We start from the raw sequence: 19,803 nt of genomic DNA, 5'->3' as shown, positions 1-19,803 counted from the left end.
CTGATGTGCCGACGCGCGGCGGTGAAGCACGGTTGGCCAGCGGTTCCGCTCGATGCGTCGTCCCCCCCTCTGCCCGAACGTACCGCTCGATGGCCGCGCGTAAGCAATGTCACCCAGCCTGTATCGGCTCTACAGACCGACCCCCGAAAGCGAGTTCCACCATGGCCCGCACATCCCTCCGGCTGAAGTCCGCCGCCGTCGCGACCGCCCTCGCCGGCGCGGCGCTGATCGCCACGGCGGCTCCGGCGTCCGCGGCGAACCCGCCCTACGACGGCTGCCCCGCGTGGGCGCTCTGCCTCTACCAGCACGAGGGCGGGACGGGTTCGAAGGCGATCGTCACGCCTCCCCCGGCCGGCGGCAACGCGGCGATCGTGCGCCTCACGCAGGTCCACTTCCTGAACGGGGAGATCACCGACAACCAGGTGTCGTCCTGGATCAACAACTCGCAGTGCTCGGTCAAGTTCATGGACGACCCGTACGGCGAGCTCCACCCCTCCGACCTGGACTACACCGAGACGTGGCACTGGGGTGCGACGGCCGACTACGGCACCGGAAGCTCCAAGTACTACGTCAACGACCGGATCTCCTCCCTCCAGTTCTGGTGCCCATAGCAGCAGAGCCCGGTCCGGGAGCGGTGCCTGACGGATCCGCCCCGCTCGCCACTGCCCCCGGCACCCGCCCCCGGAACCATCCGATGACACGGAAGGAACTCCCATCAAACGTCTTCGACCAGCGGCCGCGCTGTTGTCCGGCCTGCTGCTCTCCCTCACCGTCCCCGCGCTCGCCTCGGCTGCGCCCGTCCCCGAAGCGGCAGCCCCCGCCGCCGCGGTGACGGCCGGCCCCGGGGCCGACGGCCCGGACCTGAGCTTCGCCAACCGCACGTCGCCGCCACCCGGGATGCCGGACTGGTCCCGCGTGGGCTTCCGGGGCGGCCAGCAGCTGCCCAGTGACGGTGACCTGACCGACGATCCCGGTTGCCGCATCACCCCGGACGTGCTCGCCGCCCGATACGGCGTGCGGGCGAACGACGGCGCCGACGACACCGCCGGGCTGCAGAAGGCCATCGACGAGGTCAAGGCCAACTGCTCGCCGAACGCCAACTTCAACCGGCTCTCGCTCATCTCCCTGCCGGCCGGGCGGATCGACGTGTCCCGGCAGATCTACGTCGACGCCGACTACCTGGTCCTGCGCGGGCAGGGCTCCGGCGACGGCGGCACCCGGCTGGTGTTCCGGCCGGACGTCAACACCCGCTACGACACCCTGGTCAACGGCCGCTGGGACCAGGACAGCATGAAGGCCGGCAGCGGCAGCGACGTCGGCACCGGCGGCTGGATCTGGCCCGGCCGCGGCCTGTTCCGGGTGCAGACCCGCGACATCGCCGACCGCTACCAGGACGACTGGGCGGCCGCCCCCACCAACCGCAAGGACATCTTCGAAGGCAGCGTCAACCAGCACTGGGCCTCCGGCATCAAGGTCGCCGCCCCGGCCGCCGACCCCGGCTACGCGGCCCGCCAGGGCCAGAGCACCGTGCAGCTGGACGCCAAGGCGGACATGAAGAAGTTCTCCCCGGGCGGCTACGTCTGGGTCGGAGCGGCCAACAGCGTCAAGTTCTACGAGCAGCAGGGCGTGTCCGACCGCAGCCAGATGGACAACCTGCACATGCGCCAGCAGATGTTCCGGGTCAACTCCCTGGACACCGCGGCCAAGACCGTCACTCTGGACCGCCCGCTGGAGTGGGACCTGCCCGTCGACTCCACCTCCGACGGCTCCCCCGCCCTGGGCGACAAGCCGTACGCCAGCAAGGTCACCCCGCTCAAGGTCGTCCAGGGCGTCGGCTTCGAGGACTTCGCCTTCACCCAGGACATGAACGGCCTGCCCAAGCTCGGCGGCGGCACCTACCAGCTGACCCCCGACCAGGCCGTGCACAACTACGGCAACATGGCCCCCGAGTACGCGATGCACGGCATCGTCTTCAAGTGGGCCGCCAACGACTGGGTACGCGGTCTGAAGGCCGAGATGACCGGCTCGCACCCGATCGTCACCGAGGACGCCCGCAACCTCCAGATCGAGCGCAACAGCTTCGACGGTGCCTGGAACAAGGGCAAGGGCGGCAACGGCTACCTGCGCGGCAGCCGCGTCTGGGACTCGCTGTACGCCTACAACCTCAGCCGCAACCTGCGCCACTTCACCTTCCAGTGGTCGGCCAGCGGCAACGTCGCCTTCCGCAACGACCTCGACTCGGACCTGAACCTGCACGGCGGCTGGGAACACAACAACCTCTTCGAGCAGAACAAACTGAGGGTCCCGTACGAGCACCGCTCGGGCAGCTGCCAGACCAACTGCGGTGGCGAGGGCGGCGAGGTCGACGAAGGTACCTGGTACCCGATCTGGTGGGCGGCCGGCCCCAAGGCGGTCAAGTGGTCCGGTTCCTCGGGCCCGCAGAACGTCTTCCACGACAACACGATGGTCAAGCAGACCACACCGGGCGGGGCGTACGAGCCCTACGCGCCCTACGGCACGCAGTCCGGCACGGCCTTCCAGTTCGGCTCCGCCACCGGCGCCCCCGACCGGTTCCAGCCGCTGAGCCAGGACGGCCAGGCGATCCCGGACTGGGGCGGCCGGGAGACCCTCGACTACACGAACAAGGGTGTCGTGCCCCTCGACACGGGCAAGCGGCCGTCGCTGTTCCTGGCGAGCACCGGCGGACTCGATCCCCGCGACAACAACAGCCGCAAGGTCGCCACCTGGAACATGCAGGGCGCCGACACCCCCGACGCCAACGGCAACAAGTACGCCAACGACCTGCCGCAGCTGTACGGGAACGGCTTCGGGCAGGCCGGAGCCGACGTCATCGCCCTGCAGGAGGCCGGCGCTCCGCCCCGCGGCGCCACGTTCCTGGGGGACATCGCGACCGCCAACACCCAGTGGTTCGACAACGGTGGATTCACCGTTCCGGTCCAGGAATACCGGATCGGCAGCGCCGCCCGGCCCACGGGGTTCCTGTACTGGCTGCACACGGACACCAGCCCCAGGCCGGGAACGGTCGGGCGGGTGAACATGGCCGTCTTCAGCCGCACCCGGGTCGACCGCAACGGCGTGTACACCACCCGGGAGGGCAGGATCACCGACGGCACGGACTCCCGGCCCGCGCTCGGCATCAACGTCGGCGGCGTCGTCTACTTCTCGGTGCACGGATCCTCGGGCAGCGGCAGCGACGACCCCCAGCTCCTGCACAACATCCGGGAGCAGTTGAGGGGCACCGACCTGCCCTGGATCGCAATGGGCGACTACAACCGCGCCGTGGACAGCCTGCAGGCCGCGATCGCCCCGGACTTCACCATCCACTCCCAGCAACTGCCCACGCGCCCGACGCCGCTGGTCACCACCACCGCGGCTCCCTCGACCATCGACTACGCGGTCGTTCCCACGGTCCAGGCGCAGCCCAGCGTCACCGGAGCCGTGCGGGTCAACCTGACCACGTCGGACCACTACCCCGTCGTCTTCACCCTCGCCAACCTGCCCGCCCAGCAGGCGCCGGCGCAGCAGCAGGCCGCGCAGGCCGTGCCCGCCCAGGTCGTGGTGCGCAGCGCCGCCACCACCAACGTGGCCGGCCCCTCCGGCACCAGCCACGTGGTCGCCGATCAGCCGATCGACCAGGCGAACCTCCCGTCGCAGGTGTTCAGCCTGACGCCCGACCCCGAGTACCCCGGCTACTACCGCCTGTTCCACGCGAACGTTCCCTTCAGCGGCCGCTACCTGGGGCAGGAGGGCGGCGCCCGAAACGCGCGGACGGTGCTGTGGCCGAACGCGGCACTGGACCAGCTCTGGGCGCCGGTCGACCAGCTCGACGGCACCTGGACCCTGCAGAACTACGTCACCCGGCAGTTCCTCACCGACGTCGGCAGCGGCCAGGCGCTGGCCGGCCGCGACTACGACGGCTCGGCCGCCCAGCGCTGGTTCCTCCAGGACCCCCGCGAGGCCGCGGGCCTCAACGAGATCGTCTCGGGGGACAACGGGTCCCAGCCCTCGGCGCTCACGGTGGACGATCTGGAGACCGCGCCCCACCCGCTGTTCTTCGCCCCGAACGGGCACAACGGCAACCAGCGGTTCGGTACGGTCTCCGCAGGTCGGATCGGCTCGGACGCCTGCTTCTACCTGGTCAACCAGGGGCAGTACGTCAACTCGACGGCGGCCCATCCGGGGCAGCCGCTGGACGGCAGCGCCGTCACCATGGGCGGCTTCCGCCCCAACGACGACGGCTACCTGTGGTGCGCGACACCCGACGGCTCGAACGGGACCCTCCTGACCAACCACACCACCCCCGTGGAGCAGCTGAACCTCACCCGGAGCGCGTCCTCCGACGTGGCGACGATCAGCAGCCCCGCGTCCACCGCACCCAAGCTCCACTGGAGCTTCCTGCCGGTCACCGGCTGACCCCCGTGGCGCCCGGCCTCCCCCGGGCGCCACAGCATCTCCCCACCTCCGGCCGCTCTCCACGGCCGGCCGCTCTCCGCGGCCGGCCCCGAGCGTCCGCCCCGCCGGCTGCAGCGCGAAATTCGCCGTCGAGGGCTTCTCCGAGGTACTGACCGGCGAGAGCGGCGGGCCGGGCCGGTCACGGCGACGGGTGGGCGAGGTGGAGACGGGCGTAGGCGCCGTCGACAGCGAGGAGTTCCTCATGGGTGCCCTGTTCCGCGATGCTCCCGTTCCGCAGGACGAGGATGGTGTCGGCGTCACGGACGGAGCCGAGGCGGTGGGCGATCACGAAGGTGGTCCGCCCGCTCCGCAGTGCCGTCAGGGCCTCGCGGACGAGTTCCTCGGTCCGGGCGTCCAGCGCGCTGGTGGCCTCGTCCAGCACGAGGACGGCCGGGTCGGCGAGGAAGGCGCGGGCGATGGTGATCAGCTGCCGTTCACCGGCGCTGAGGCCCGGCTCCCCGTCGTCCCCGCCGATCACCGTCCGGTAGCCGAGGGGCAGGGTGCGCACGAAGTGGTCGGCTCGGGCGGTACGGGCCGCCGCCTCCACCTGGGCCGGGCTGGCGCCGGGGCGACCGTAGGCGATGTTCTCCTCGATCGTGCCGTGGAACAGCCACGGGTCCTGGAGCACCAGGCCGACCCGGGAGCGCAGGTCTGCGCGGGTCATCGCCGCGGTGTCCACGCCGTCCAGGAGGATGCGGCCCGCGCTCGGCTCGTGGAAGCGCAGCAGCAGGTCCGCCAGGGTGCTCTTCCCGGCGCCGGTGGGGCCGACCACGGCCACCGTCCGCCCGGGCCGCACCTCCAGCGACAGCTCCTCGATCAGCGGGCGGTCCGGGGCGTAGGAGAAGCAGACCCGCTCGAACGCGACGGCGCCGCGCGACGCGGCGGGCCGTTCGGGCCGGGGCGGGTCGGGCGGCTGCTCCTCGGTGTCGAGGAGGTCGACGATCCGCGTCCCGGCCGCGATTCCGGCCTGGACCAGGGCGGTGAGCCCCGCGAGCTGGGCCATCGGCTGGTTGAACTGGCGGACGTACTGGACGAACGCCTGCACCTCGCCGACGGTCATGCTCCCGGAGGCGATCCTCAGGCCGCCGACCACGGCGACCAGGACGTAGCCGAGGCCGCCGAGGAACACCGTCACCGGTTCGACGGAACCGGCGAGCAGCTGGGCACCGGCGGCGGCGTCGCGCAGATCGGCGTTGTGGCGGTCGAAGTCCCGGGTGGCGGACTGTCCCCGGCCGAAGGCCCGGAGTTCGGCGTGGCCGGTGTACATCTCCTCGACGTGGGCGGTGAGAGCCCCGGCCGCCGTCGCCTGGGCGGTGAAGCGCCGCCGCGCCCGTCGGGTGATCGCCCGGGTGGCGAGGGCCGTGACCGGGACGAGGGCGAGGGTGAGCAGGGTCAGTTCGGGGGAGAGCAGGCACGTCATCACGAGGACGCCGGTGATGGTCACCAGCGAGTTGACGGTCTGTCCGACGACCTGGTGCGCGGTCTGGGCGACGGTGTCGAGGTCGTTGGTGGCCCGGCTGAGCACCTCCCCGCGCGGTTGGGCGTCGAGGAAGCCGAACGGGAGCCGGGCGATCTTGGTCTGGAGCCGTTCGCGCAGCCGGGCGACGGCACGTTCGACGGCCAGGACCGCGAGCCGGACGCCGAGCAGGTTGAGCAGCGCGGCGGCGGCGTGAACGGCGAGGACCAGCAGCAGGAGGCGGCCGAGGGCGGTGAAGTCGAAGGGGCCGGGGGTGTCGGCGAGGAGCAGGTCCGTCGCCCTGCCGAGCAGCAGCGGGCCCGACACCGCGAGGGCGGCCCCGGTGGCGCAGACGGCGAGCGCGGCGGCGAGGGTCAGGCGCTCCTCGTGGAAGAGGGCGGCCAGCCTCCGGACGGCGGTCATGCGCGGCCTCCGACGGGCGCGGCGTCGTCGTCGGCGGCGTCGGGTGGCGGCGCGTCGCCGTCGACGGACGGTCGACTGCGCGCCAGTGCCCGGTAGGTGGCATTGCCGGCGAGCAGCTGGGCGTGCGTGCCGGTGCCCACCACCCGCCCGGCCTCCAGCACCACGATGCGATCGGCGTCGCGAACGGCGTCGGCCCGTCGGCCCGTCAGCAGAACGGTGCGGGCCGTGTTCGCCCGTGCCAGCGCGGCCAGCAGGGCGGCGGCGGTGGCCTGGTCCAGAGCGGAGGCCGGGTCGTCCAGGAGCAGGACGGCGGGGTCCGCGACCAGGGCGCGGGCGATCGCCAGCCGCTGGCGCTGCCCGCCGGACAGGTTGGCGCCGCCCTGCCGGACCGGCGCCAGCAGGGCGCCGTCCAGGTCCTCGACGAACGCGCGGGCCTGTGCGGTCTCCAGGGCCCGCCACAGCTCGTCCTCGGTCGCGCCGGGGCGGCCGAGCCGCAGGTTGTCGGCGATCGTGCCGGAGAAGAGCGTGGGCCGTTGGGGCACGACGGAGACGGTCCCGGTGAGGGCGGCCGGGGCGAGGTCGCGGATGTCGACGCCGTCGATCCGGACGGTCCCGGTGGTGGTGTCGTGCAGCCGCAGGACCAGGTTCAGCAGGGTGGACTTGCCGCTTCCGGTGGGGCCGACCACGCCGACCGTCTCGCCGGGCGCGGCGGTGAGGCCGACCCCGGTCAGCACCGGGTCCTCGGCGTCGGGGTGGCGGAAGCCCGCGTCGCGGATCTCCAGGCGTCCGCCGCGCAGGGGCGCGCGCACCGGCTTCCGGGGCTGCGGGACGGAGGCCGCGGTGTCCAGGACTTCGAGGATCCGTTCCGCGCTCACCTCCGCCCTCGGCAGCGCCACGAACAGATAGGCGGTGAGGGCGACGGCGCTCAGCACCTGGGAGAGGTAGCCGAGGAAGGCGATCAACGCGCCGGCGCTCAGCCCGCCCCCGGTGATCCGGTGGCCTCCGATCCACAGCACGGCCACCCCGGCACAGTTCAGGACCAGGCCCGACAGCGGCGACATCAGGGCCATCAGCCGACCCGTGCGCAGGGACAGGGACAGCAGCTCGCCGTTGTGGACCGCGAAGCGGCGTGCCTCGTCCTCCTCGCGGCAGAAGGAGCGCACCACCCGCTGACCGCCGATCTGCTCGCGCAGCACCCGTGCTGCCTCGTCCAGCGCCGTCCGGCCGCCGCGCAGAAGGGGGCGCATCCGCCGCACCGCGAATGCCGTCGGCACTCCGAGCGCGGGGACCACCAGCACCAGCAGCGCGGTCAGCGCGGGGTCCTGGCCGTACGCGAGGACCACCCCGCACACCAGGGTCAGCGGTGCGGCGACGGTGACCACCAGGACCAGCAGCACCAGGGCCTGGACCTGCTGGACGTCGCCGACGGTCCTGGAGACGAGCGAGGCGGCGCCGAAGCGGGCGACCTCCCGCGGGCCGAGCGACCGCACGTGCCGGAACACCGAGGCCCGCAGGTCGTGCGCGATCGCGGCCGCGACCCTGCTGCCGATCAGCAGGACGCCGCCGGTGCAGGCGACCTGAACGGCGCTCAGCCCGAGCATGGCCCCACCGGAGCGCAGGATCGCGCCGGTGCCGCCGGAGGCGACGCCCTGGTCGACGATCGCGGCGTTCAACCGGGGCAGCGCCACGGCCGCTGCGGTCTGGACGAGCTGGAGCAGCAGCAGGAGTCCGACCGGCCGTAGGTGCAGGCGCACACGGGTGCGCAGGAGCCTGAGCAGCATGACGCACTCCTCATTCGTGGCCGGTATCCGGCGGACGACGGGGGGATCCCCGGAACCGCCGTCCGGACCAGGTGAGTTCCCCCCTCTCTATTCGTTTCAACGGGCACGTACCGCCACCGGGTTCAATACGCCCCGGAGAAGTTGGTCACACACCATGAGACTTGTTTTCGGAGCTGCCCCGAGGACACGATCTAGTCGCGGCCGGGAATCGGAATCGGAATCTCGGCCACACACCGCAGTACGTCATCTCACCCTTCTGAACGGAGAAATGAGCATGGACAAGGATCTGCAGAACGAGAACCTCCGCGTGGACGCCATCGTCGACAGCCTCCGGGCCATCGACGCCACCGTGGACGGCGAGGAGAGCCTCGCCGCGGCGCAGGCGGGCGCCACCTGGCCCGACGGCGGCACCTCGATGCGCACCACCATCTGAGACCGCTCCTGACGCCGTGACCGGGCCGGTTCGTCAGGACCGGCCCGGTCACGGCGGGGTCGTCGCGGCCCCGCCCCGACCGTCGTCCAGCTCCCGGAGTGTCGAAAGCGAGCGCCATGAGTGCCGGAACCAGCGAACGGACCGAAGCCGGCCGACGGCCCGGAACCGGCGCGGCGGGCGGAAGCGCCCCCCTCGACTGCGGTGCCATCCTCCGCCGTTACCGGGACCTGGCCGCGGCCATGGGCGACCGTTACGGAGCCGGATCGCAAGCGGTGGTGTTCGTCCGTTACGAGGAACTGCTCACCGTCCGCTCGATGCTGTTGTCACGGCGTGGCGACCCGGTCCTCGAATCCCGGCTCGACGAATTGCGCACCCTGGTGCAGGAACTCTATACCGCGAGCGCGCCGTCGAATTCCGTGGAAACTCCCTGGAGAACCCTGGTGAGCGAATCGCCGCCCGTGGTGGAATACAGCCGGGCCCATTTCGACAGCCGTTACCGGGCGGTGTCCGGACGGGTCATGGCGGACACCGTGACGGTGACCGGCGCGCGGCAGGCCTTCGAGCGCCTCGCCCCTCGGACCTGCTTCATGTTCGCCGTCACCGACGAGGGCGAACTCCGCGTCTGGAACCGGGCGTTCGAACTGCACGACCTCGCCTTCGGCCGCAACCGCGCCACCGTGGACGGCGTGCCGGTCGCCCACCCGATGCTCGTCCCGGAACGGCTGCGGGTCCGCGCGGCCGGAGAGGTCCTCCTCCTCGGCCGCGACCGGGTGGAGATGGTCGTGGCGAACACCAAATCCGGGCACTTCCGCCCGCCGCCGCAATCGGCGGCGGTGATGCGCGAGGTGTGCCGCTCGGTGCTCGGCCTCGCCGACCGGGACATCGACGTCTTCACCCTCTTCACCTCGGCCGACACCAACCGATGAGCCGACGGCCTGCACCGCCCGAGGACCCGACGACCGGCAGAGGAGACAGCCAGTGACCGAGGCGACCAGCGGCACCGCCGCCGTGACTCGCGTGCCGCCCGCCGTCCGGCGGTCCGTCGGCACCGAGTACGAGTTCAAATGGCGCCTGGACCCCGCCGAGGCACGGTCCGCGCCCCTGGACCTCCTGACGGACGGCCTCTTCGACCGCCACCTGACCTCCTGCTCACCGCCGGTGACGGTCACCCAGTCGACCATGTACGCCGACGACGCCGACTTCGGCCTGACCCGCGCCGGGCACTCCCTGGGCTGCGTGGTCAACTCGGGCCGGGCCTCCTCGGTCGCCTGGCTGCGCCTGAAGCAGACCGTCCTGTGGGACGGGCGCCGGGACTGCCTGGAGGTCAGCGAGAAGGTCGACCCCGCCCGGGTCGGCGCCCTGCTGAACGACCCCGCCGTACTGCCCGTCGGCCACCTGCGCCGGTACGGCATGGCCCGAGGGCGCCTCGCCCCCGTCGGCGTGCTGACCCAGGTGCGGCACAAGCGCACCGGCGCCTTCCGGGAGATCCCGGCCTGGCTGGCCTACAGCGTCGACCTGGTGGAGTTCCGCTCCCCGCAGGACGGCGTCGCCCCGCTGGGCCGGTACGCGTGCCTGGAAGTGGAGGTCAACGACTCCACACCGGACGTGCTCGCCCTGCTGGACGAACTGGCCGCCGGACTGGACGGGCTCCTCGGCGGCCGCCGGGAACGGCTCACCAAGGGGCAGCTCGCCGCCCTGGCCGCGAACCCGGGCCGCTTGACGGTCCAGGACCTCGCCCCCGGGCCCGGCACGGCCCCGGAGCACCGCTCGTGAGCGCCGCCCCGGACACGGGCCGAGCGGTGATCGTCGACCTGCCGCACGGCCCGGCCGACGACCCGCAGGACCGCGCGGGCCTGGCGGCGCTCGCGGCACGCCACCTGATGGACCCCCGGGCGGGCGGTCCCGGCACCCTGGCCCGCGCGAGGGTCTGGCACACCCGCCACCAACTGGCCCCGCACTGCTCCTCGTTCGCCTTCTGGTCCGGCGTGGACGACGACCTCGCGGAGGTCGGGACGGCATTCGCCCTGGCCGCGCCGCCCGGGGCCGACCGCCTCCGCGAACTCGTCGCCGCCCAGCTGCGCCTGGCGACCGCGTACCGCGACGACCCGTACACCCGGCTGCTGGACCTCCTGGAGGCCACCGCCACGGGCGCCCCCGACCGGCCCGCGCTCGGGACGGAGCAGAGCCTGGCCGCGATCGGACCGCAGGACGTGCGGGCGTACCTCGCCGCCAACTGCGGCGACCGGGCCGTGACCCACCGCAGCGCGGGCGACGACGCGCCCGCGCCCGCGCCAGGGGCCGTGCGACAGCCGCGACTGCGGCACTGGCACGGCGGCCGGCGCACGGTCCCGCTGCCCGGCGCCGTCGTCCGGGTCGCCCTCGCGCTGCCGGTGGACCCGCCCGCGCCCGGCGCGCTCGAGCTGGCCGTGGAACTCCTCGGCAGCCACGGCCTCGGCGGACGCCTCGCCCGTGCGCTGCGCGGCGAACGCCCGCTGGCCTACGGGCTCGGCGCCTTCCGGCTCGGCGGACCGGACGGCCGGGGCACCGCGGCGCTCGCCGTCCAGGCCCAGGTCGCGCCCGAGCACGCGCGCGAGGCGCTGCACCTGCTGCGGGAGACCGTCCACTCGGTGCTCTCCGGACCCGTCCCGGAGGCCGAACGGCGGGACGCCTCCGCACGGCTGCGCACCGCCCTGCTGTCCCAGGTCGACCAGCCGTTCGGCGCCGTGGACGAACGGCGCCGCCGACTGCGCGGCGAGCCCGAACTGACCGCGCTCGCGGCGGCGGTGGGGGAACGGGCCCTCGACGGTCTGCTCCCGTCCGTGGCGGCAGGGCTGACACCGGCGACGGTGGCACTCGGCGCGGTACCGGAGGACTTCCTGGAGAGTGGGACATGGGCATGACCTCGGTGGACCTCGGCGGACTGCGCGTCCGCCTGCTGGAACGGCCGGGAGCACGGACCACCGGCGCGGTCCTGCTGGTGCGCGCCGGCTCGGCCGACGACCGCCCGGCGGCCCTCGGCGCCGCACACCTGGCGGAGCACCTCCGCATCGCCGCCGGGCCGCCGGGGCCGGCTTCGATGCCGCCGGTGCGCGGAGTCACCGACAACACCACCACCCGGTTCAGCGCCGTCAGCCTGCCCGAGGACGCCGCTGCGCTCGCGGCCCGCCTCGCCGGCCTGCTGGGCACCTCCGACCCGGCCGGCACCGTCTTCGAGGCCGAGCGGCAGGCCGTCCTGGTGGAACACCGCCAGGCGGCCGCCAACCCCCTGCTCGCCCTCGGTCCCGCCGTCGCCGACGCCGCCCTCCCCGGCCACGGCCTGGCCGCCACCCGGTGGGCCGACGCGGACGCGCTCGCCCGGCTCACCCCGGCTGACACGGCCGCCTTCACGGACCGGCACTACCGGCGGGCCGTGGCCGGCCTCGCCCTGACCGGGCCATCGCTGGACCCGGACCGGATCCTGGCGGCGATCGACGCGGCGGCCCGACCGTCGCCGCCGGCGGCCCAGGGGGCCTACGAGGCCTACGCCGAATCCGACGCGGCCGACGCGGCCGACGGACCGTCCGAGGACCGGGGGCGGCGGGGCGGACACCCTCTCGCGCTCTCCCCCGAACTGGACGGACTGGTCCTCCTCTCCCTGACCTGCGACGCCGCCGCCACCGACCACCTCACCGCCCTGCTCGGCCCTGAGGGCACCGCCCCGGCGGCGGCCCTGCGGCACGGCCACCCGGTGCTGGGCCGCACCTGCCTCACCGGTCGCAGCCCGTCCGGGCGGGCCGTGGCCGTCCACGTCCTCTGCTGGAGGGCCGGAGCGGACGCGGACCGGCTCGCCGACAGCCTGGCCGCCGGGGCCCCCGCGTACCGGGCCGCCGCCACCGCCCCTGAGGCCCTGGCCAGGGCCTCGCTGCGCCGTCGGCAGGAGGACGCCCACGCGGCGCGGACCCCGCTCGGTGCCGCCGCCGCCCTGCTGGGGGAAGCCCCCGACGGGCCTGCGTCCCCGGCCCCGCCCGCCCGGCAGGCTCCGCCCGCCCCCGAAGGCCTCGCCCTGTGGCGGGTCGACCGCGGGGTCCTGCGCCGCCACGTCTGAGGACCGGCCCCGGCCACCGCCACGCCCTGACCCGCCGCCCTGACCCGCCGCCCTGACCAGCCGACCGGCTCAGCCCAGAAGGAAGGCCCCACCCGCATGTCCACCGGAACCGACCAGCACCCCGTCGTCGACCTGGGCCCCCGGCGCCGCACCCTCGCCACCGACCCGTACGCGGTCCTCGAGGAGCTGCGCGCCCAGGGGCCGGTCCACCGGGTCCGGCTGCCCGACGGCAGCGTGACCTGGCTGATCGTCGGCTACCAGGAGGTGCTGGCCGCCCTCAAGGACCCGACCCTGAGCAAGAACTGGTACCGGGCGACCGGACAGCTCGGCCCGAACGTCATCGGAACCAACATGCTCACCGCCGACCCGCCGGACCACACCCGGCTGCGCCGGCTGGTCTCGCGAGAGTTCTCGGCCCGGCGCATCGAGTCGCTGCGCCCGCACGTCGAGGCCGCCGCCGCCGAGCTGATCGACGGCTTCCAGCACGCCGGATCGGTCGAACTCGTCGAGGACTTCGCCATGCCGCTCTCCCTCGGCGTGATCACCGACCTCCTCGGTGTGCCGTTCCTCGACCGCGAGGCCTTCCGCGCCTGGACCGCCGACATCATCGTCCCGCCCGAGGACCCCGCCCGCGAGGGGCAGGTGCTGGAGGAGATCACCGCCTACCTCGACCAGCTGATCGAGACCAAGCGCCGACAGCCCGGCGAGGACCTGCTGAGCGCGCTGATCCGCACCATGGACGAGGACCACGACCGGCTCGGCCACGAGGAGCTGAGGGCCACTGCCTTCCTCCTCCTGCTCGCCGGTCACGAGACCACCCTCAACCTGATCGCCAACGGCGTGTACGCGCTGCTGAGCCACCCCGCCGAACTCGCGGCCCTGCGCGCGGACTGGTCGCTGATCGACCAGGCCGTGGACGAGGTGCTGCGCTGGGAGGGCTCGTTGACCTTCGCGACCAACCGGTTCACCACCGAGCCCTACCGGGTGGGGGAGACCGTCATCCCCGGCCGGGGCGCCAGAGTCCTGATCGCGCTGGGCTCCGCCAGCCGGGACCCGGAGCAGTTCCCCGATCCGGACCGCTTCGACATCAACCGCCCGCCCCGGGCACACCTCGCCTTCGGCCACGGCATCCACCACTGCCTCGGTACGCCCCTGGCCCGGCTGGAGGGCGCGGTGGCGATCCGAGCCCTGCTGGAGAGGTTCCCCGATCTCTCCCTGGAGATCGAACACCCCACGTGGCGGCCCAGCATGATGGGGCGGGGGATGTCCGTCCTGCCGCTGGCGTTCAGCCCGCTCACCCGGGCCGGGAGCCGCTGAGATGGACTACGACGACCTGGTGCGGGGCCTCCTGGCGACCGACCCGGCGGGCTGCTGGCAGCTCGTGCCGGGCGACTACTGGTGCCGGGTCAGCCCCTCCCGCTCTCACACCCGGGCCCAGGGCTGGAAGATCCACGTCTCCGCGGTGCCCGCTGACGCCGAGGAGGTCCTGCGCAGGACGGGCGGCGCACTGATCGCCCGGTCCGTCCCGTTCAAGTACGTCGGCACGGCCGAACTGCTGCGCGCGTCACTGGGGCGGCAGAACGACCCGTCGGCGAGCGGCAAGTTCCTCACCGTCTACCCGGCCACCGACGAGCAGTTCACCCGGCTGCTGGACGAGCTGCACAGCCTGCTCGCCGGACTGCGCGGCCCCCGCATCCTCTCCGACCGGCAGTACCGGGGCGGGCTCGTGCACTACCGGTACGGCGCGTTCACCGGCCACAGCCGACTCGACGACCACGGGGTGCGCCAGGAGCTGATCCTCGCGCCGGACGGCTCCCTGACACCCGATCTGCGGCGGGGCTGGTACACCCCGCCCGCATGGGCCCGCGACCCGGTGGCCCGCCGCCCCGAGGACGCACCGCCGGCGGAGGCACCGGGCCAGCAGGCGCAGCAAGTGCAGCAGGCCCAGCAGGCGGACACGACGGACGAGGCGATGGCCCACCAGCCGACCGGCACCGACGAGGCCACGATCGGAGGCCGGTACCGGGTGACCGCCACCATCCGCCACACCAACCGGGGCGGCGTCCACCGTGCGGTGGACACCCGCACCGGCCGTCCGGTGGTGATCAAACACTGCCGGGCCTGGGTCGAGCCGCAGCCCGACGGCACCGACACCCGCGACCTGATGCGGCACGAGGCCGCGATGCTGGCCCGCCTCGCCGGAGCCGTCCCCGTGCCCGAACTCGTCGACCTCCTCGAACTGGGCGACAACCTCTTCCTGGTGGAGAGCGAACTGCCCGGCCGCCCACTGCGCGAACTGCTCTTCCCGGCCGAGGACGACGCCGAACCGCTCGCCGAGGAATCGGTCGTCGAGCTCGCCGTACAGCTGATCGAACTCCTGCGGGCCGCCCATCGCCACGGCGTCGTCATCGGCGACGTCACGCCCGACAACTTCCTCCTCGCCCCCGACGGCCGGCTCCGGCTGATCGACCTGGAAGGCGCCGCCGAGACCGGGACACCCATCGCCCGCCTCACCACCAAGGGCTACGCGCCGCCGGAGAAGCTCACCGCCGACCCCCGGGCCGTCCTCCTCGCCGACGAGGCGATGGACCGCTACGCCGCCGGCGCCATCCTGGAATCGCTCGGCCTCCAGCGGCCCCGGGCCGCGGGCACGGGCGAGCGGCCCACGGGCGCGCCGAGCGCGCTGGACCTGCTGGCCGGCCGCTCCCGGGCGGCGCGGCGGCTCGCCCCGGCGGTCCGGGGGCTGACCGCGGCCGATCCTGCACGGCGGTGGAGCTGGGAGCGCGCCCTACGGTGCCTGCGCCCGGCAGCCGGCACCGGCGCTCGCGCAGTCCCCGCCGACGCCCCCGGGCCCTCCGGCGCGCCCCCCGGCCTCGACGGGGACCGGCTCGTCCACGACGCCCTGCTCTCCGTGCTGAACGCCCTGCGGCCCCGGGAGGCGGCCCTGACCGAACCGCGCGGCTCCAACGGCCGCTACGACCCGCGCTCCGTCCAGGCCGGAGCGGCCGGGGTCACCGGCGTCCTGCTCCAGGCCCGGCGCGCCCTGCCCCGGATGCCGCCGGACCGGGCCGAGGCCCTCGCCGGCCCGCTGGACGACGCGCTGGTCCAGGTCGACCGCTGGTGGGACCGCAATCTCGGCGCCCCCGGCCGCCGCCTGCTGCCCGGTCTGTACAACGGCTTCGCCGGGGCCTGCTGGGCCGCCGCCGACGCCGCCCTCGCCACCGACGACCCCATCACCCTCCGGCACGCGCTGGACCTCAGCGAACAACTCCCCACCCGCTGGCACGTCCCGACCATCGCCCACGGCGTCGCGGGCACCGGGGCCACCCTGCTGCACCTGTGGCGCTCCACCGGCGAGACCGCCCTGCGCGACCGCGCCCGAGAATGCGCCCTGCACCTGGCCGAGACCGCGCTGCCCGACGGCTCCGGCGGCCTCCACTGGCCGGGTGGCACCGGCGGACCCACCGCGTACCACGGCTTCGCCGTCGGCACGGCCGGGATCGGCTGGTTCCTGCTGACAGCCGCCGACGCCCTCGGGGAGCCGGAGCTGACGGCCGTCGCCCGCCGGGTCGGCGACGGACTCGTCGCCGCGGCGCTCACCCGCGCGGTGCCGGGCGACCCGTCCGACGCCCCTGCCCTCGCCGCCTGGTGGCCCGAAGGGCCGGACGGAGGCCCCCGGCGCCACGGCTGGTGGGCCGGCCCGGCCGGAATCGGCGCCTTCCTCCTGGAACTCGGCCGACGCACGGGCGAACAGAGCCACGCCGACACCGCCCGCGCCGCAGCCGTCGCGGTCGCGCACTCCGCCGCCCGAGCCCCCCTCGGCGCCTTCTGGGGCCTGGCCGGGGACGGCCAGTTCCTGCTCGACGCGGGCGCGGACCGCGCGGCCGACCTGTGCACCGCGCTGATCGGGTCACACGCCGGACTCGACGAGCGGGGAGCCCTGACTCTCGGAGACAAGCACGACTTCGCCGCGGGCGTGCCGGGCCTCCTCGCCCACCTGCTGCGCCACCGCTACGGCACCCCGGCGCCCTGGCTGCTGCCCTCCCCCGCGCTGCCGTCCTCCCCGGCCGGGGAGCGGTGACCGCCACCATGACCGAATACTCCGTCTTCGTCCCCTTCGACCCCCAGCGCGGCGATCAGATCCTGCCCTTCGCCGCCCTCACCCAGTGGAGCACCGCGCACCGCCTGTGGCAGGGACAGGGCAGCGGCGGCGACCCGTACCAGATGTTCGCCGTCGCCGCGGCCCACGGCTTCCGCACGCCCTGCGGCACCGGCGTCGCCCTGATGCCCTCCCGGCACCCCTTCGACGCCGCCCTCCAGGCCCGCACCCTCGCCCTCACCACCGGTCACCCCGTCACCGCCTGCTTCGGACCCGGCTCCCGCGCCCTGCAGCGCCGCATGCTCGGCGCCCCGTACGCGAGCCCGCTGACCGCCGCCCGCGAATACCTGACCATCGTCCGGGACCTCCTCCACCGGGGCAGCGCCGACCTGCACGGCGAGTACTTCGCCTGCGACGCCGAACTCGCCCCGGTCCCCGGCCCGCCGGTCGAACTCGGCCTCGGTGTGCTGCGCCCGGCCATGGCGGAACTGGCCGGAGCCGTCGCCGACGTGGCGGTCACCTGGATGACCCCGGCGGCCTACCTCGCCGAGACGATCGTGCCCGCCCTGCGGGCCGGTGCCGCCGCGGCCGGACGCCCCGCGCCCCGGCTCACCGCGATCGTCCCGCTCGCGCTGGAGCGTCCCGGCCGCCGCGCCGCCGACCTCGCCCTCGCGGGCAACGGCCACCACCTGCGCGCCCCGCACTACACCGCCATGCTCCGCCGCGCGGGCGTCGCGCTCCCGGCAGAACCGGGCGATCCCTCCGCCGCCGCGGCGGCACTGGTCCGGGGCGGCGGCTTCCTGTACGGGAGCGGTGCGGAACTCGCCGACCAGCTGGCCGGGTTCGAACGTGCGGGAGTGGACGAGATCGTTCTCAATGTGACCGGGGTCGCCACCGCGTACGGCCGCCGGGCAGCGCTCGACGAACTGCGGGACATCCTGGTGGCCCTCACGGCACCACGGGACCACCGTCCGTAGCCCGCCCCGAAGCCCGAACGCCTACCCGGGCACGCCGCGGGTCAGACCCGCCCGTAGTGCGCGAGGTACTCCGCGAGCCCGTCGTCCGTACACTCGTCGCTTCAGCCCGCGGTTCCGCGGCCTGGACGGCCAGCGGTTCCGGCCGGCCACGATGCCCCCTGCCGGGCACGCGCTGCGTACCCGTCCCCGGAGGGGTCCAAAGCCATGGTCCACGTCGCGATGATCAACCCCATGACCCGCCGCCTCACCGGCGAGAGCACCACCGGCTGGCGCGGAACCCAGACCCCAGACTCAGGGACGAAACGCCCGGTCAGAACGCCAGAGGACCGTCGCCCACGAGCAGGAGAATGAGCATGCCGACCGCCCGTCCGGGCACAAGAGGCCCCAGGAACGGGGGTGACCGGCACGCTCCCGGCCGCCGGCCCGGGCTGGCGGTCCAGTGTCAAGATCCCGTCAGGGTTTGAGCACCCCACCCTGTCGAACGCCTACCCCTTCATCCGCGCGGGATCGCGTTCCGCGCTCGCGCACCGCCACTTTGCGGCCCCATCGCCCTTCGCCGGACCAGCCTCAGCCCTTCGCAACGTGCTCTGTCGCAAGCAAAGTGACGCGGCGCCCTCTTTCGAAGCGACGCCCCGACCTCGGCCCGCCCGTCCTCTCTTCACGGAGGTCATGTCGCCGTTCGGCGTTACGATCTCTCGTCAGTCACATAACAATCGGTTACGAACAAGTTCCGGTTGGTGTCGAGCGCCATGGGGGACGAGGCATGTGTCAGAGGCTGAGCTGTCACATCTTGGGGTCGCGGAGGACGAGGAACTCGTCTACCGATCCGCGCTGTGTTCGCCGGGCCTGGGTGTCGAGGCTCTCGCGCTGGCGGTCGGGATGGGCGTCAGCGAGCTGCGAGCGGTCCTGGAGCGGCTCGAAGCGTCCGGGATGGTTACCGTGACCGATGGCCAGGGCATCACGGCGATGGACCCGTTCGTGGTCACGGAACGGCTTGTCGAGTCCAGACTCGCCTCGCTCCAGTCGGAGATCCAACGTGTCATCGCGTCGCGACACGTGGTCAACGTCCTTCTCGATGATCAGCGGAAAGGCCGTCGACAGTCCGCGCCGGACGGGGTGGAGCGAGTCGAGGGCGCCGACCACGTTCGGGCCCGCATCGACGAGCTGGCCTTCTTCGCCCACCACGAGCTGCTGTCCGTCCAGCCGAACGGCCCGCTGTCCGCCGCCGCCATCGAAGGCGCGAAGGAAGCCGATGAACGGGCGCTGCGCCGCGGTCTGGTGATGCGGACCATCATGCGGACGGATGCTCTGGACGACACGCAAACAGCGGAGTATCTGGCCGAGCTGAACGCAAGAGGTGCCCGGATCCGCACGATGGACGGCCCCCTGGAGCGGATGCTGGCCCGGTCGACGAGTCGCCGGGCGGGGCCCAGTTCGTCCTGCTCAGCTGGAGGCGGCGGCGGGTGATGTCGCTGATGCGGTGTTCGTCGTAGAGGCGGTGGAGTTCGGTGCTCTGGACGGCGATGACCTCGTGGCGCAGCTGGCGGTAGGCGGCGTCGGCAGTGGTGCCGTCCGGAGTCTCGGCAGTGCGGTCGAGGCGGGCGGTGAGGCCGCGGCGGACGCGGTCGACGGCGGTGTCGGGCATCGCTTCCAGGGTGGCGATGTGGTCGACGTGGTCGAGGGCGGCGCGGTTGAGGGCGTCGCGGGCGTCGTCCTCCTCCCGGGCGGTGTGTTCGGGTTCGAGGGCGAGGCCGGAGCGGTTGACCACGGCGGCGAGGGTGAGGCCCTGGACGACGAGGGTGAGGACGACGACGGCGGTGGTGAGCACCAGGACGAGCGGGCGTCCGGCCAGCTTGCTGCCGTCGTCGGTGACCAGTGGAATCGAGAGAGCGGCGGCCAGCGGCATCCCCTGAGCCGACCAGGCTTCCCGGCACACCTGCGGTAATTTTATCGGGACATTAGCGGGGGAGTGGCAGGGCATATTCGCACCTCACCGGGAGCACGCTCGGCGCACACAGGGCGCAACCGCCTCAGCCGGTCTCCCGGTGCGGCTCTGCGGGTACGGGGACGACCATGG

The 19,803-nt window shown here is 73.6% G+C and carries 14 protein-coding genes and 1 pseudogene; 11 read left to right on the top strand and 4 right to left on the bottom strand.

Going from position 1 to position 19,803, the window contains the following annotated elements; all coding sequences use genetic code 11:
* The first annotated feature begins 161 nt into the window (after positions 1-161).
* The gene (locus tag AB0F71_RS28800) at positions 162-611 is read left to right on the top strand and encodes a peptidase inhibitor family I36 protein (protein WP_360240019.1); all 450 of its coding nucleotides are present in this window, start codon (positions 162-164) and stop codon (positions 609-611) included.
* Positions 612-744: 133 nt separating this feature from the next.
* Positions 745-4,434 (top strand): endonuclease/exonuclease/phosphatase family protein, encoded by a 3,690-nt coding sequence (locus tag AB0F71_RS28795; protein ID WP_360240016.1) that lies wholly within the window; start codon positions 745-747, stop codon positions 4,432-4,434.
* 178 nt (positions 4,435-4,612) lie between these two features.
* Here the strand turns inward: AB0F71_RS28795 and AB0F71_RS28790 are convergent, their stop codons facing one another.
* Positions 4,613-6,352 (bottom strand): ABC transporter ATP-binding protein, encoded by a 1,740-nt coding sequence (locus tag AB0F71_RS28790; RefSeq protein ID WP_360240013.1) that lies wholly within the window; start codon positions 6,350-6,352, stop codon positions 4,613-4,615.
* Complete coding sequence (locus tag AB0F71_RS28785) at positions 6,349-8,133, bottom strand: ABC transporter ATP-binding protein (protein ID WP_360240010.1); 1,785 nt, start codon at positions 8,131-8,133, stop codon at positions 6,349-6,351. The genes AB0F71_RS28790 and AB0F71_RS28785 overlap by 4 nt, the downstream gene beginning before the upstream one ends.
* Positions 8,134-8,407: 274 nt before the next feature.
* On the opposite strand from AB0F71_RS28785, the gene AB0F71_RS28780 reads away from it, so the two are divergent.
* The 9 genes and pseudogenes from AB0F71_RS28780 to AB0F71_RS28740 form a co-directional block, all read left to right on the top strand.
* A complete protein-coding gene (locus AB0F71_RS28780; RefSeq protein WP_360240007.1) occupies positions 8,408-8,566 on the top strand; it encodes a hypothetical protein in 159 nt (52 codons plus the stop codon).
* A 116-nt stretch (positions 8,567-8,682) separates the two neighbouring features.
* A complete protein-coding gene (locus AB0F71_RS28775; protein ID WP_360240004.1) occupies positions 8,683-9,492 on the top strand; it encodes a hypothetical protein in 810 nt (269 codons plus the stop codon).
* Between the two features lie 52 nt (positions 9,493-9,544).
* Complete coding sequence (locus AB0F71_RS28770; RefSeq protein WP_360240001.1) at positions 9,545-10,339, top strand: hypothetical protein; 795 nt, start codon at positions 9,545-9,547, stop codon at positions 10,337-10,339.
* Positions 10,336-11,466: an insulinase family protein gene (locus tag AB0F71_RS28765; RefSeq protein WP_360239998.1), complete on the top strand. Its 1,131-nt coding sequence runs from the start codon at positions 10,336-10,338 to the stop codon at positions 11,464-11,466. The genes AB0F71_RS28770 and AB0F71_RS28765 overlap by 4 nt, the downstream gene beginning before the upstream one ends.
* Positions 11,457-12,650, top strand: a complete 1,194-nt coding sequence (locus AB0F71_RS28760; protein ID WP_360239995.1) for a hypothetical protein — start codon at positions 11,457-11,459, stop codon at positions 12,648-12,650. Before AB0F71_RS28765 ends, AB0F71_RS28760 begins: the two co-directional genes overlap by 10 nt.
* Before the next feature lie 96 nt (positions 12,651-12,746).
* Entirely contained in the window at positions 12,747-13,967 is a 1,221-nt protein-coding gene (locus AB0F71_RS28755) for a cytochrome P450 (RefSeq protein ID WP_360239992.1), read from the top strand.
* Position 13,968: 1 nt separating this feature from the next.
* Positions 13,969-16,731 carry a class IV lanthionine synthetase LanL gene (gene lanL / locus AB0F71_RS28750; protein WP_360239989.1) on the top strand — a complete coding sequence of 921 codons (2,763 nt, stop codon included), beginning with the start codon at positions 13,969-13,971 and terminating at the stop codon, positions 16,729-16,731.
* Positions 16,732-16,739: 8 nt separating this feature from the next.
* Positions 16,740-17,726 carry an LLM class flavin-dependent oxidoreductase gene (locus AB0F71_RS28745; RefSeq protein ID WP_360239986.1) on the top strand — a complete coding sequence of 329 codons (987 nt, stop codon included), beginning with the start codon at positions 16,740-16,742 and terminating at the stop codon, positions 17,724-17,726.
* Between the two features lie 195 nt (positions 17,727-17,921).
* A pseudogene (locus AB0F71_RS28740) lies at positions 17,922-18,005 on the top strand (IS5/IS1182 family transposase); the annotation flags it as partial.
* A gap of 504 nt (positions 18,006-18,509) precedes the next feature.
* On the opposite strand, the gene AB0F71_RS28735 reads toward AB0F71_RS28740, so the two are convergent.
* Together AB0F71_RS28735 and AB0F71_RS28730 are read right to left on the bottom strand one after the other, a co-directional pair.
* The gene (locus tag AB0F71_RS28735) at positions 18,510-19,049 is read right to left on the bottom strand and encodes a hypothetical protein (RefSeq protein WP_360239983.1); all 540 of its coding nucleotides are present in this window, start codon (positions 19,047-19,049) and stop codon (positions 18,510-18,512) included.
* A complete protein-coding gene (locus AB0F71_RS28730; RefSeq protein ID WP_360239980.1) occupies positions 19,018-19,662 on the bottom strand; it encodes a hypothetical protein in 645 nt (214 codons plus the stop codon). The genes AB0F71_RS28735 and AB0F71_RS28730 overlap by 32 nt, the downstream gene beginning before the upstream one ends.
* Positions 19,663-19,803: the final 141 nt, after the last annotated feature.

The sequence above is a fragment of the Kitasatospora sp. NPDC028055 genome (genome assembly GCF_040637885.1).
Lineage (GTDB): Bacteria > Actinomycetota > Actinomycetes > Streptomycetales > Streptomycetaceae > Kitasatospora.
This window is presented reverse-complemented; position numbering and strand designations above follow the sequence as displayed.

Coding starts and splice junctions, on each gene's coding strand:
- AB0F71_RS28780 (WP_360240007.1), top strand. CDS start 8,408: ATGGACAAGGATCTGCAGAACGAGAACCTCCGCGTGGACGCCATCGTC.
- AB0F71_RS28800 (WP_360240019.1), top strand. CDS start 162: ATGGCCCGCACATCCCTCCGGCTGAAGTCCGCCGCCGTCGCGACCGCC.
- AB0F71_RS28755 (WP_360239992.1), top strand. CDS start 12,747: ATGTCCACCGGAACCGACCAGCACCCCGTCGTCGACCTGGGCCCCCGG.
- AB0F71_RS28785 (WP_360240010.1), bottom strand. CDS start 8,133: ATGCTGCTCAGGCTCCTGCGCACCCGTGTGCGCCTGCACCTACGGCCG.
- AB0F71_RS28745 (WP_360239986.1), top strand. CDS start 16,740: ATGACCGAATACTCCGTCTTCGTCCCCTTCGACCCCCAGCGCGGCGAT.
- lanL (WP_360239989.1), top strand. CDS start 13,969: ATGGACTACGACGACCTGGTGCGGGGCCTCCTGGCGACCGACCCGGCG.
- AB0F71_RS28790 (WP_360240013.1), bottom strand. CDS start 6,352: ATGACCGCCGTCCGGAGGCTGGCCGCCCTCTTCCACGAGGAGCGCCTG.
- AB0F71_RS28775 (WP_360240004.1), top strand. CDS start 8,683: ATGAGTGCCGGAACCAGCGAACGGACCGAAGCCGGCCGACGGCCCGGA.
- AB0F71_RS28760 (WP_360239995.1), top strand. CDS start 11,457: ATGGGCATGACCTCGGTGGACCTCGGCGGACTGCGCGTCCGCCTGCTG.